At 68.0% G+C, this 12088-nt stretch carries 13 protein-coding genes; 2 read left to right on the forward strand and 11 right to left on the reverse strand.

Annotated features, from left to right (window positions below; all coding sequences use genetic code 11):
- Nucleotides 1-158: 158 nt before the first annotated feature.
- The 3 genes from nrfD to VIR09_RS16210 all read right to left on the reverse strand — a co-directional run bounded on the left by nrfD (nt 159) and on the right by VIR09_RS16210 (nt 2663).
- Nucleotides 159-1193 carry an NrfD/PsrC family molybdoenzyme membrane anchor subunit gene (nrfD, locus tag VIR09_RS16200; protein ID WP_332013794.1) on the reverse strand — a complete coding sequence of 345 codons (1035 nt, stop codon included), beginning with the start codon at nt 1191-1193 and terminating at the stop codon, nt 159-161.
- 19 nt (nt 1194-1212) lie between these two features.
- Entirely contained in the window at nt 1213-1983 is a 771-nt protein-coding gene (gene dsrO, locus VIR09_RS16205) for a sulfate reduction electron transfer complex DsrMKJOP subunit DsrO (RefSeq protein ID WP_332013795.1), read from the reverse strand.
- 149 nt (nt 1984-2132) lie between these two features.
- Complete coding sequence (locus VIR09_RS16210; RefSeq protein ID WP_332013796.1) at nt 2133-2663, reverse strand: DNA-deoxyinosine glycosylase; 531 nt, start codon at nt 2661-2663, stop codon at nt 2133-2135.
- Nucleotides 2664-2831: 168 nt separating this feature from the next.
- Between VIR09_RS16210 and VIR09_RS16215 the strand changes: the two genes are divergently transcribed.
- A complete protein-coding gene (locus tag VIR09_RS16215) occupies nt 2832-3695 on the forward strand; it encodes a pirin family protein (protein WP_332013797.1) in 864 nt (287 codons plus the stop codon).
- A 47-nt stretch (nt 3696-3742) separates the two neighbouring features.
- On the opposite strand, the gene VIR09_RS16220 is transcribed toward VIR09_RS16215, so the two are convergent.
- Nucleotides 3743-4201, reverse strand: coding sequence for a hypothetical protein (locus VIR09_RS16220; RefSeq protein ID WP_332013798.1), 459 nt, complete (start codon nt 4199-4201; stop codon nt 3743-3745).
- Complete coding sequence (locus VIR09_RS16225) at nt 4191-4658, reverse strand: MarR family winged helix-turn-helix transcriptional regulator (RefSeq protein ID WP_332013799.1); 468 nt, start codon at nt 4656-4658, stop codon at nt 4191-4193. Before VIR09_RS16225 ends, VIR09_RS16220 begins: the two co-directional genes overlap by 11 nt.
- A gap of 216 nt (nt 4659-4874) precedes the next feature.
- On the opposite strand from VIR09_RS16225, the gene VIR09_RS16230 reads away from it, so the two are divergent.
- A complete protein-coding gene (locus tag VIR09_RS16230; RefSeq protein WP_332013800.1) occupies nt 4875-5903 on the forward strand; it encodes an AraC family transcriptional regulator in 1029 nt (342 codons plus the stop codon).
- Nucleotides 5904-5923: 20 nt separating this feature from the next.
- Here the strand turns inward: VIR09_RS16230 and VIR09_RS16235 are convergent, their stop codons facing one another.
- From VIR09_RS16235 to VIR09_RS16260, 6 genes are all read right to left on the reverse strand, one after another.
- Nucleotides 5924-6985, reverse strand: a complete 1062-nt coding sequence (locus tag VIR09_RS16235; protein WP_332013801.1) for an NAD(P)-dependent alcohol dehydrogenase — start codon at nt 6983-6985, stop codon at nt 5924-5926.
- Between the two features lie 162 nt (nt 6986-7147).
- Nucleotides 7148-8044: a SphA family protein gene (locus tag VIR09_RS16240; RefSeq protein ID WP_332013802.1), complete on the reverse strand. Its 897-nt coding sequence runs from the start codon at nt 8042-8044 to the stop codon at nt 7148-7150.
- On the reverse strand, nt 8041-9651 hold the full coding sequence (locus tag VIR09_RS16245; RefSeq protein WP_332013803.1) for an NAD(P)/FAD-dependent oxidoreductase: 1611 nt from the start codon (nt 9649-9651) through the stop codon (nt 8041-8043). Before VIR09_RS16245 ends, VIR09_RS16240 begins: the two co-directional genes overlap by 4 nt.
- A gap of 26 nt (nt 9652-9677) precedes the next feature.
- Complete coding sequence (locus VIR09_RS16250) at nt 9678-10205, reverse strand: flavin reductase family protein (protein ID WP_332013804.1); 528 nt, start codon at nt 10203-10205, stop codon at nt 9678-9680.
- On the reverse strand, nt 10202-11443 hold the full coding sequence (locus tag VIR09_RS16255; RefSeq protein WP_332013805.1) for a styrene monooxygenase/indole monooxygenase family protein: 1242 nt from the start codon (nt 11441-11443) through the stop codon (nt 10202-10204). Before VIR09_RS16255 ends, VIR09_RS16250 begins: the two co-directional genes overlap by 4 nt.
- A 20-nt stretch (nt 11444-11463) precedes the next feature.
- The coding region (locus VIR09_RS16260; RefSeq protein ID WP_332013806.1) for an SDR family oxidoreductase at nt 11464-12088 on the reverse strand (625 nt) is incomplete at its 5' end.

The raw sequence follows: 12088 nt of genomic DNA on the forward strand, positions 1-12088 counted from the left end.
CGCGCACCATCAGCTTGCGCCGCGCCTCGTCGCGCGGCTGGTCGGGAGCCTCGTCCGGCGGGGCGCCGCGCTTGTCGTCTTCGTATTGCTTGTCCATTGCTTCCATTCCAGGTTCTTTCGTCCGGGACCTGTCTACACGCAGGTCCATGCGGCGGCGCTCAGGCCGCCAGGCCCCGCGTGCGCGCCGGGAACAGCTCCAGGGCGTAGGTCACCGCGGCGATCAGCGCCACGCACAGACCCAGCACGCCCACCATCCCAAGCAAGCCGTCGCTACCCCAGGGCATCTCGTACAGATAGAGTCCCGCGCCGTATTTCGGCACACCCTGCACGCTCATGAAGACCACCCAGCGGAAGATCCATGCGGCCGCCAGCATGGTCAGCGCCAATGCGGCCGAGGGCAGCGGCGCGACCAAGGTTCGCGCCGGGCGTTGCAGCAGCGCGATCATGCAGAAGCCGGTCGCCACCGCGCCCGCCAGACTCACGCGCCAGATCGGAAACTCCGCGAACAGGCGCAGGGCGGCGTCAAACGACGGGTCCATGCCCAGCAGGCCCAGCAGCGTCCAGGCGCCGGCGCCCAGCGCCATCATCACCACCGCGGTCAGGCTGAGGCTGCGCAACAGCTCCACCGGCATGGCCTGCGTGCCGCCGCGCAGCCAGCGGCCCACCAGGAACATGGCGCCCAGCGCGCCCAGCCAGGCGGTCAGCGCAAAGTTCACCGGCAGGAATACCGTGTGCCACAAGGGCCGCGAACGCAGCACCATGACTTCGGCGCCGGTATAGACCAGGATGGACAGCGCCGACACCGCCAGCGCCATGCCCAGCACGCGCACCCAGCCGATGCGGCCCCACCACCAGGCAGCGCAGAACAGCAGCGCCAGCGTCACGAACACCGGCAGCAGCAAGGCGCCCAGCCACATCCACGACCAGGGCGTGACATGCGCGTAGAAATGCCAGAAGCGGCCAGGCTGGTGCAGGTCCGCCAGCAAGGACACGGGCGCGGCGATGGCGCTGACCAGCAGCACCGTCACTGCCGCGGGCAACAGCCGGCGCGCGGGCGAGCCCGTGCTGCCGAAGGCCGCGAAGGCGGCGGTCAGCGCGGTGGTGGCGCTGATGCCGATGAGGAAAAAATACTGCACGGCCCACGGCAGCCAGGCGGCGTCGTAGACCGGCGTCAACAATTCAGAGATCTGCATGCTCATCCCCTTCGATGGCTCAATGGCCGCCAGCCAGCCGCACGCCGGCCTGGCCGTCGACCTGATGGACGAACGCATCGGGCAGGCCGATGTAGTAGACGTGGGGATCGGTCTTCATCTCGGGCTTGAGCACCTTGATGTCCGCTTTGTGCTCGACCAGCAGTTGGGAAATCGCGCTGTCGGGATCGTTCAGGTCGCCGATGACACGGGCGCCGCCCACGCAGCTTTCCACGCAGGCCGGCAGCAGCCCCGCTTCCAGGCGGTGCTCGCAGAAGGTGCATTTGTCGGCGGTCTGCGTTTCGTGGTTGATGAAGCGGGCGTCATAAGGACAGGCTTGCACGCAATAGGCGCAGCCCACGCAGCGTTCGTTGTCGACCAGCACGATGCCGTCTTCGCGCTGGAAGGTGGCCTGCACCGGACAGACCGGCACGCAAGGCGGGTTGTCGCAGTGGTTGCACAGGCGCGGCAGCATCACCATGGAGGCCGGGCCGCCGGCATCGGGCATGACTTCGTATTGCAGGACGGTGGTGCGGAACTGGCCGATGGGCGGCAGGTTCTCCATGGAACAGCTGACCGTACAGGACTGGCAGCCGATGCACTTGCGCATGTCCACGACCATGCCATAGCGCTTGCCGGCCATGCCGGGGCGGCGCGGCGGCTGACCGTTGATGCCCGTAGCCTCGGCGCGGATGGGGATGACGGTGGCCGCGGCCCCCAACCCCAACAAGCCCTTCAGAAAGCCCCGTTTACCCGGTAGTGGCGGTTCCGGGGGGCTGGCGCGGGTACTCATAGTGCTTCTCCAAGCGTTAATTCTGTTACGGGAATTAACTTATCACTTGGAGTTATATAGAGGCTTGATAAGAATCAAACCGGGGACGGATAAGAGGAAAATCAGGGACAGGCTAATTCCGTCCCAGCCCGGTCCGGGTTCGCGAACCGTCAATCCTGGATCTTGAGCGCCCTGCTCCAGGCCGCCAGCTTGCGCTCGAAAGATGCCGCTGCGTGCGCCGGACTGGTCGACGGCAGGTCCATGTACTCCAGCGGGACGGCCAGCCCGGGCAGCACGTGGCGGCGGTACAGCGCCGCGGCCTTGCCGCCGTTGAAGCAGATCCGCACGATGGCGGGGTGGCGTTCCAGGAATGCGGCGAAATCGTTGGCGACCAGGGTGTCGCCGCGGATGTCGGCGTCCAGGCTGCCGGGGCGTTCGCAGGCTTGCAGCACGTCCCACAGGGCGACGCCGGCGGCCTGCAAGGCTTGCAGGCGCTGCGCATAATCCAGGCCGGGATCGAAGCCGAAGACGCTGGCCGCGATGGGCCAGAAGGCATTGCGCGGATGGGCGTAGTAGCGCCCCTGCCTCAGGGATGCCACCCCCGGCATCGAACCCAGCACCAGCACTCGCGCGCCCGCCCCCGCCACCGGCGCGAAGCCCTGGACTTGATCGTTGTTGCCGCCCGCCAGGGCGGTGTGCATGCCGTCTTCCATGCCCGAAGGATACGCCAGCCGCAAGTTCCGGCCCCACTGTCCGATGCATGGAACAGTGCTTATCAATGCCAGGGACTACCGCCAGCGGGGTGGCGCCCTTATCTTATTAACTATGACGAACGGCCCCGCTGGGGCCGCGCAACAGGAAATACGACCATGAAGAAGATTCTCGGATTGCATGCCAGCCCCCGTCCCCACTGGGTGGGCGACGGCTTCCCGGTGCGCTCCATGTTCTCCTACAACGACAAAGGCAAGAACACCAGCCCGTTCCTGCTGCTGGACTATGCCGGCCCGGCGCAGTTCGAACCGGCCGAGCATCCGCGCGGCGTCGGGCAGCATCCGCACCGCGGCTTTGAAACCGTGACCATCGTCTACAGCGGCGAAGTCGAGCACCGCGATTCCACCGGCAACGGCGGCGTCATCGGTCCCGGCGACGTGCAATGGATGACGGCGGCCTCGGGCATCCTGCATGAGGAATTCCATTCCCACGCCTTCACCCGCCAGGGCGGAGAACTGGAAATGGTGCAGCTCTGGGTCAACCTGCCCGCCAAGGACAAGATGGCGCCGGCCGGCTACCAGGGCATCCTCAACGCGGACATCCCGGTGGTGGACTTGCCGGACGGCGCGGGCACGCTGCGCGTGATCGCGGGCAACTACGCAGGCCACGCGGGGCCGGCGCGCACCTTCACGCCGATGGACGTGTGGGACGTGAAGCTGGCCGCCGGCAAGTCGGCGACCTTCCCCGTTGCCGCAGGCCGCAACAGCATGCTGGTGGTGCTGCGCGGCACGGTGCTGGTCAACGGCGAAACCGTGGCGCGCGACGCGCAGCTGGCGCTGTTCTCCCTGGAAGGCGAGGACATCACCGTCGAAGCCAACAACGACGCGATGTTCCTGGTGTTGAGCGGCGAGCCCATCGACGAACCGGTGGTCGGCTACGGCCCCTTCGTGATGAACACGCAGGCGGAAATCGTCGAGGCCATCCAGGACTTCAACGCCGGACGCTACGGCAAGATGCACTGAGGCCATAGGGCCGGCTGGTATCCCGTCCCGCAATGCGGGGCGGGATACTAGGCCAGGACCCGCCCCTCCGGACGCCGCCGCAAGCGCCCGAGCCTGATGCCGTCGCGGATATTCAGACCGATCAGCGCCAGATTGGCGGCGCCCGCCGCCAACTCCAGCGCCTGCACCCCGTAAAACACCCCGTCGAACAGCCCTGCCTGCGCGCGTAGCGCCAGGAACAGCGCCGCGGGCACAAGAATCAACAATCCATTGGCCGCGATAAAGGGCATACGCCTGCGCTTGGCCAGCAGCAGCGGATGCCTGCCCTTGGCGCCCATCATGAAGCCGCTGGCGGCGGTCAGCATCATGACCGGCACGAAGCCCAGCAACGCATAGGCAATGGCCAGCTTGACCTGCGCCACCGCGGATGCGGCCAGGAACAGTTCGGACACCGCCGTCGATATCCAGAATGCCGCGAGAAACAGCAGCGTCAGCACGGCCGCAGCCGCATGGATTCTATGTTTCATGATCTTGCTCCGATGGCGCGGGAACATGCGCGGCCAGCAAGCCGGTCAGCACCTTCCCCGCCGTTTCAAGTTCGGCCGCGCTGAAACCGCCGGCCAGTTGCCGCGCGCGCTCCTTCCAGCGCGCGTCGATGGCGCCATATACGCGCCGGCCCTCATCGGTCAGCCGATATAGCGGCGAACGCTTGTGCTGCGGATTGGCGCGGACCTCCACCAGTTGCGCTTCGGACAGCAGATTGAGCTGCTTCTGCGCGCCCTGGCGGGTCACGCCCATGGCGGCCGCAAGCTGCGGTGCGCTCAGGGGCTGGCCGGCCAGCGCCAGGGCGCCCAGCATCTGCCAGCGCGCGCTGGTCAGCGCCTGCGGCGCGACGAAGGCATCGCCCCAGTCGAGCAGCGCGCCGTTCAACTGGAACAGCGTCAGGATCACCCCGGTGAGCCGTTCTTCCTTGGTCGGATTCATGCGTGGTCTCCTTCGGCCTGGTTTATTGACAACCAGTTTCCATTAATGGAAACTGGTTGTCAATATGAATTTGCCTTGATTTTCTGCGCTCCGCGGACACTCGCCGCAAAAAACGGATAGAACCCGCCGCCCCTGGACGGGTTTTCCACCAGTCCGTCCAGTCCGGCGCAGCTTTACTATCAAAGCCTTCAAGACCCCGCCAGTGGAGTCCCCGCCATGCTCGACACGACGCAGTCCGCCACCAGCACTTCTTGGCCGCCGGCCGCGCCGCGAATCGAGTCGGTTCTGGGCCTGCCGGCGCAGCAGCTATTCGCTTCCGGCGATTTGGACGAAGCCCGCTCCATGGTCGGCCGCGTGATGCGCCCGCACCACCTGGGCGTGGTCGGCGCACTGCAACGCCTGGATGCGCGCATGCACCACCAGCCGCTGGGCGAGGTCTCGCTGAACCGCCTGCGCTATGGCGCCAACGTCGAGATCCGGCCCGGCCCGCTGGAAGACTTCTTCCTGGTGCAGATGCCGCTGTCGGGCTGTGCCCGTATCAGCAGCGGCCCGCAACAAGTGGATTCGACGCCCGATGTCGCCTCGGTCGTCAGCCCGGACGACGACCTGGCCATGCGCTGGGCCGAGGACAACGACCAGTTCATGCTGCGCGTGGGCCGCTCGCTGCTGGAGCGCACCCTGGTGGGCCATCTGGGCTGTGCGCTGGACCGGCCGCTGCGCTTCCAGCTGGGATTCCGCTGGCGCGAATGCCCGGCCTGGCGCTGCCTGATGAGTTATCTGCTGGATTGCTCCACGCAGCACGCGAACCTGGCCGAACACAAGCTCATCGTGCATCAGATGGAACAGCTGGTCGCCGCCACCCTGCTATCTGGCCAGCCCCACAACTACACCGGCGCCCTGCCCGGCCGCCGCGGCGCAGTGCTGCCGCGCCACGTGCGCAGCGTCCAGGACTATCTGCAAGCGCACGCGCACGAACCGGTCAGCACCGAACAATTGGCGCGCATCGCCGGCGTCAGCGTGCGCAGCCTGTATGCGGGATTCAAGGAATTCCTGGGCGTCAGCCCCATGCACTACCTGCGCGACCTGCGCATGGAACGCGCGCACGCCGAGCTGGTGTCGGGCGAAAGCCGCAATATCGCCGGCGTGGCGCTGCGCTGGGGCTTCGCGCATATGGGCCGCTTCAGCGCCGGCTACAAGGAACGCTACGGCGTAAGCCCCAGCCAGAGCCTGCGGCGGCGCGGCTGAGGCATGCGAGGCCTCGCAGCCTAGCCCCGCGCGACCTCGTCCAGGCTGGCGATATCGATGACGAAGCGATACTTCACATCCCCCTTGAGCATGCGCTCGTAGGCATGGTTGATGTCGTCCGCGCGGATCATCTCGATATCCGCCACCACGCCGTGCTCAGCGCAGAAGTCCAGCATCTCCTGCGTCTCTGGTATGCCGCCTATCATCGAACCCGCCAGGCTGCGGCGCTTCATGATCAAGGCGAACACGTCGGGCGCGTCATGCGGCGTGGCCGGGGCGCCCACCAGTGTCATCGTGCCGTCGCGCCTGAGCAGCGCGAAGAAGGCATTCAGGTCATGCGGCGCGGCCACCGTGTTGAGAATGAAATCCAGGCTTTGGGCGTGCGCCGCCATCTCGCCCGGATTACGCGACACCACCACCTCGTCCGCGCCCAGGGCCTGGGCCGCTGCACGCTTGGATTCGGACGTGGTGAACGCCACCACATGCGCGCCCATGGCATGCGCGAGTTTGATGCCCATATGGCCCAGGCCGCCGATGCCGACGACGCCGACCTTGTGGCCGGGCCCCACTTGCCAATGCCGCAGTGGCGAATAGGTAGTGATGCCGGCGCACAGCAGCGGCGCCACCGCGGCCAACTGAGCCTCGGGATGGCGTATGCGCAGCACGTAGCGCTCATGCACCACGATGCGCTGCGAATAGCCGCCCAGGGTGTGGCCGGGCGCGTCCGGCGTCGCGCCGTTGTAGGTGCCGACCATGTGGTCGCAGTAATTCTCCAGCCCCGCGTCGCAGTCGGCGCAATGCTGGCAGCTGTCGACGATACAGCCGACACCAACCAGATCGCCCGGTTTGAAACCCGACACGTGCGCGCCCACGGCAGATACGCGCCCAACGATCTCGTGGCCCGGCACGCAGGGATACAGGGTGCCGGCCCATTCCGAGCGCACCTGGTGCAGGTCGGAATGGCATACGCCGCAGTATGCGATCTCGATCTGCACGTCATGCGCGCCAGGGGCGCGGCGCGTGATGTCCATGGCCCCGAGGGGAAGGTCGGCCGCATGGGCTCCGTAGGCTTTGGTGGTCATGGGAATTCCTGTTGAAAAATGGGCAGACGCGCGCTGCCGGCGGCCCATATGGCGTGGACCATTTATCCCATGATAGTGCTGCAGAGCGGCCGCTGGCTTGCTGGCCCGCAGCAGCCCCCCCTCCACGGACTGAGCAACAGGACGTGGCAGCGCCCCGCCCCCTTAGAACGGAATCCCCAGCTTCACATACAGCTGCGCGCCTTCGGGCCGGTTCTTGACCTTGAAGTCCTGCTGCCACTTCGCCGTGAACAACCAGCCTTTTTCATTCATGTAGCGTACCGAAGGGCCGACGCCGAAGCCGCGGGCCCGGCCGGCGGCGCTGTTGGGGCCGCTGTCGTCGGTGACCTGCTGGAAGGCATAGCCGCCCACCCCCAGCACCCAGCCCTTGCCCACGCCCCAGCCCAGCGCGTAGTCGGCGTGCAGCGCCTGGCCAGAACGCGTGTCGGTGGCGGAATTCGTGAAGTTGAAGTCGTACATCACCTTCAGGTCGGCGTTGAAGCCATCCGGACTGATGCGGCTCAGCGCGAACACCGGCTGCGCGGTCCAGTAGTTCTTGCCCAGGCTGGACGGGTCCTTGCGGTCGTACTCGCCAGTAGGCGCGTACATGTCCAGCCCGACCACGTAGTGCAGGCTTTCGGACGGGTGATAGCCCAGCGCCACGCCCAGCGTCATGTCGCCCAGCCCGGTGCTGCGGTTGCGCTGGCCGGCGGCCTTGGCGGTTACGTCCAGCAGCGGCGCGATGGCGTGGAAGGCCAGTTGCCCGCCCATGACTTGTTGCTGCGTCACCCAGATCAGACGCGGCGCCAGCACGTTGACGTCGACCTTGAAGCCGGGCACCGGCACGCGCTTGCCGTCGTTGCCGCGCAGCGTGTCGTAGCGCGCGCCGCCCGCATAGACCAGCATGTGCACGCCGGGCGGCGGCAGCGCGCCCGACATGAAGTTCTCCAGGCCGTCCGGGTAGATGCCCAGGCCGCCGCCCTCGGTGGCCTGCGCCCCCGCGCTGGCCAGCGCCAATGCCGTGGCGCTGGCCAGCCGCCGGAGTTTCAGGTGTCCGCTCATGTTCCCCTCCTGCCTATTTGTTGTGCGACGAGATAGCCGGAGCCGCCGCCCAGCCCGGGACCCGGGTGGGTGGCGGCGCCGATGTGGAAGAGATTGCGCAGCGGCGTGCGGTGGCCGCGCGCGCCATGGCCGCCGGCAAAGGGCCGCAGCCAGAAGAACTGGTCGGGCGAACACACGCCCGAATAGGGATCGCCCCCGACCAGATTGCAGTTCAGGCCTTCCAGGTCCGCCGGCGAGTAGGCGCGCCGGCCAACGATGCGCCGCGCCAGGCCTGGCATCACGCGCTCCATGCGCGCCTGCACACGGTCGGCCATCGCCTCGCGCACCGTCTCGTTCCAGCGGCCATCGGCGGGCGCCGCGATCTCGCCTGCGGCATCGCCCTTGATCAGCGCCGGCAGCTCCTGCATCTGCACCCACAGGATCCAGCCGCCTGGCGGCGCGCGCGTGGGATCGACCGCGACCGGCTGGCCGATGGCCAGCGTGGGACGCGCCGGCAGCAGGCCGTTGTTCGCCTCGGTGACCGAGGCGCAGACCTGCTCCATGCTCTCGGTCAGGTGCACCAGCGGCACGTGGCGCAGTTCTGGCGTGAGCCAGTCCGGCGGCGCATCCAGCGCGAAATGGATCTGCATGCCGCCGCGGCCGTAGCGGTAATGGGCGGCGCGATCGCGCACTGCGGGCGGCGCGTCGGGCAGCATTTTCCCGTACAGCATGCCGGGTGGGACATTGCAGACCACCGCCTCGGTGGCGCGGTACTCGCGCCCCGCCGCCACCACGCCCACGGCTCGGCGGCGCCTGCCCTCGCCGCTGGTGACGATGCGTTCGACGTGCGCGCCGGTCTGCAAACGGCCGCCGTGCCGTTCGATGACGGCGGCCAGCGCATCCACCACGCCGCTGCCGCCGCCCTTGACCACCGGCATGCCGCCTGCCACTACCGCTGCAAAGGTCAGCTTGCCGATCAGCGCGGAGCAAGCGTCGTCCGGACCCAGCCCGGTATGCAGCACCCAGGGCGCAATCAGGGCGCGCGCGGCGTCCGACTGCAGCGCGCGCTCGGACCAGCGGCGAAAGCTCTCCATCGAATCGGCGGCGAAGGCGGCCAGGCCGTCCATGCCGCGCTTGCGCCATTCGCCGAACAGCAGCTTGAGCATGCCCGCGCCGTAGGGGTTCTGGCCCAGCAGGCCGAAGGTCAGCGCGGCGTCTGCGCCGAACAGGCGTTGCGCCATGGCGGCGAAGGCCGCGCCGTCGCCGGGCGCCCAGGCGTCCAGCCGACGCGCACTGTCCGCCACGTCCTGCTTGAGCGCCAGGCCCGAACCGTCCGGCAGCACCAGTCCAGTGGCGTACTCGCCCTGCATGAATTCCAGTCCGGCCTCGCGCAGCGCAGGCTTGAGCGCCGCATAGGCGGGGCTGCCCATGAACAGCGGATACCAGCAGGACAGCACGTCGTGGCGGTAGCCGGGGAACAGTTCCTCGGTGCGGATGCAGCCGCCGAGCCTGTCGTTGCGTTCCAGCACCAGCACCGACTTGCCGCGCTGCGCCAGCAGGGCCGCGCAGACCAGCGAGTTCATGCCGCTGCCGACGATGATGACCTGCGCCTCTGACTCCAGGGGCATGATGCGCTCCGATGAAAAGTGGGCCGCTAGGCGGCGGTCAGTGCCGTGAAACGCCCGGCATGGAATACCAGCGGCGTGGCCGCCACGCTGGCCACCCGCAACACCCGGCCGAACAGCAGCAGATGGTCGCCCGCGGGGCTTTGCTGGTCGTTGGCGCAGACCAGCGTGGCGACGGCCCCGGCGATGGCGGGCACGCCTTCCGGCACCTCATGCACCGGCGCTCCCGCGAACTTGTCCGGAACGGAGGAACTGGCGAAACGCATGGCCAGCTCTTCCTGGCCGCAGGCCAGCACGCTGATGGTGAAGTGGCTGCAATCGCGGAACGCCGCGAGGTTGGGCGAATGGTTCACCAGGCTCCACAACACCAGCGGCGGATCCAGCGACAGCGAAGCGAAGGAGTTGATGGTGAGCCCGACCTGGCGGCCGTCCGGACAGCGCGTGGCGACGATGGCCACGCCCGTCGGATAGCTGCCCAGCACGCCGCGCAGGACCTTGGGGTGCAGATCGGTGCAGCCCCAGTCCAGGGGCAGGCCCGCTGCGCAGCCCGTGGTCATGCCGCCGCCCGCGCGGGCTGCGCCGCGATGAAGGCATCGCAGGCCGTGGCGTCGCCCCACCAGGGGTACAGCGAGGGCGGATGATTGAAGCCGTTGGCGATGGCGCTGGCGATCGCCGGCGTGTGGTCCGCCGCCTGCAGCAGCTTGAGCAGGTGCGGCGCCGGCGGCAACAGCATGGAGTTGGTCCATTCCACCACCGCGCCGCCGTAGTCCCAGAAGCGCTCGAAGGTGCGCTGCATCCATTCGGCGGTAAAGCTCGCGTCGCCATGCGCCAGGATCGCGTCCAGGTAGACGGCGCAGGCCTTGGTGGCGTTGTTCGAGCCCTGCCCCGTGATCGGATCGTTGGTGACCACCGCGTCGCCCAGGCCGAACACCAGCCGGCCCGACGGCAGGGTCAGCACCGGCTTGCGCACCGTGGGCGCGAAACTGCCGGCCAGGATGCCGTTGGCGTCGGTCAGTTCCACCGAACCGCAGCGCTCGGCCTCCCACGGCAGGTAGGTGTGCAGGATGTGCAGGCTTTGCGCCAGATGTTCCTGCGGCGACCTGATGTCGCGCCAGCAATCCATCGGGCCGCCGGGCACGCCCTCGAACACCATGATCTCGCAGGGGCCGCTGCGGGTCAGCGCCGGGAACACGAAGTACTCGCCCACGCCCGGAATCAGGTTGAAGGCAACCCGCGAATGATCCGGCGCCGCGCGCATGCCGTGCACGTAGGTCAGCGCCAGCGCGCGCTGCGGCCGGTCGAAGCGCGAGCGCAGCGCGTCGCGCTCGAACAGCTTGACCACTTCGCCCTTGCCGGCGGCCAGCAGCACCAGGTCGTGCGAGGCCGCCAGCAATTCCAGTTCGGCCACGCCGCCGTCCTGGATCAGCAGCCTGCCGCCGCGCGCGGCGAACAGCTCCATCCACGCCGGCATCTTGATGCGCTGGTCCACCGCCTGCGCCGGCCGGTCCAGGCGCGCCACCCAATCGATGAGCTTGTGGCCGGGCCGCTCCGCATGCGGCAGCGCCAGGCCGATGCCGTCCACCGTCGGGCATTCGGCTTCCCATTGGTTCAGGCCCAGGTCGCGCTCTACCTGCAGCGAGGCATCGAACATGCACTGGCTGGACATCACTTTTCCCTGGCGGATATGGTCCGGTTCGCGGTTGGTGACCACGGTCACCTCATAGCCTTTGTCCAGCAGTCCCAGCGCCAGGGGCAAGCCCGCCTGCCCGCCACCCACGATTGCGATTCGACGCATGATTGCTCTCCTTTAAGTGTTCAGGCGGCCAGGCGCGGAATCGCGGGCTTGGCCTGTTCGGGACCCATGGCCGAGTAGCCGCCGTCCACCGCGTAATCGGCGCCGGTGACGAAGCTGGCATGGTCTGAAAGCAGGAAGGCGACCACCTCGGCCACTTCGGCCGGATCGCCGGCGCGTCCCAGCAAGTGGTAGTCCGCGGCCACGCGGTCGGTCTTGGCGCGGTCGCCCTGCGTCAGCTCGTCCATCACGCGCGACCAGGTCCAGCCCGGCGACACGGAGTTGACGCGTATGCCGTCGGCGGCATAGTCCATCGCCAGGCTGCGGGTGACCTGCAGCAGCGCCGCCTTGGAGACTGGATAGAGCCAGCGTCCGGTCTGCGCGACGCGCGAGGAGATGCTGGTGAAATTGACGATGGCCCCGCCACCGGCCGCGAGCAGATGAGGATGGACCGCGCGCGCGGCCATCACGGCGCTGACCACGTTGACGTCCAGCGCGCGCAGCCAATCGGCGCGGCCCGACGCGGCGCCGTCGTCCAGGTAAGTCGCGGCCAGGTTGACCAGGTAATCGATGCGGCCGAAATGCGCTGCCGCATCGGCCACGCCGCGCGCCAGCTGCGCATCATCCGCGATGTCCACCGGCCAGAAA

This window comes from Achromobacter sp. (genome assembly GCF_036567245.1).
Taxonomy (GTDB): domain Bacteria; phylum Pseudomonadota; class Gammaproteobacteria; order Burkholderiales; family Burkholderiaceae_B; genus Achromobacter.

Coding starts and splice junctions, on each gene's coding strand:
- nrfD (WP_332013794.1), bottom strand. CDS start 1,193: ATGCAGATCTCTGAATTGTTGACGCCGGTCTACGACGCCGCCTGGCTG.
- dsrO (WP_332013795.1), bottom strand. CDS start 1,983: ATGAGTACCCGCGCCAGCCCCCCGGAACCGCCACTACCGGGTAAACGG.
- VIR09_RS16210 (WP_332013796.1), bottom strand. CDS start 2,663: ATGCACACCGCCCTGGCGGGCGGCAACAACGATCAAGTCCAGGGCTTC.
- VIR09_RS16215 (WP_332013797.1), top strand. CDS start 2,832: ATGAAGAAGATTCTCGGATTGCATGCCAGCCCCCGTCCCCACTGGGTG.
- VIR09_RS16220 (WP_332013798.1), bottom strand. CDS start 4,201: ATGAAACATAGAATCCATGCGGCTGCGGCCGTGCTGACGCTGCTGTTT.
- VIR09_RS16225 (WP_332013799.1), bottom strand. CDS start 4,658: ATGAATCCGACCAAGGAAGAACGGCTCACCGGGGTGATCCTGACGCTG.
- VIR09_RS16230 (WP_332013800.1), top strand. CDS start 4,875: ATGCTCGACACGACGCAGTCCGCCACCAGCACTTCTTGGCCGCCGGCC.
- VIR09_RS16235 (WP_332013801.1), bottom strand. CDS start 6,985: ATGACCACCAAAGCCTACGGAGCCCATGCGGCCGACCTTCCCCTCGGG.
- VIR09_RS16240 (WP_332013802.1), bottom strand. CDS start 8,044: ATGAGCGGACACCTGAAACTCCGGCGGCTGGCCAGCGCCACGGCATTG.
- VIR09_RS16245 (WP_332013803.1), bottom strand. CDS start 9,651: ATGCCCCTGGAGTCAGAGGCGCAGGTCATCATCGTCGGCAGCGGCATG.
- VIR09_RS16250 (WP_332013804.1), bottom strand. CDS start 10,205: ATGACCACGGGCTGCGCAGCGGGCCTGCCCCTGGACTGGGGCTGCACC.
- VIR09_RS16255 (WP_332013805.1), bottom strand. CDS start 11,443: ATGCGTCGAATCGCAATCGTGGGTGGCGGGCAGGCGGGCTTGCCCCTG.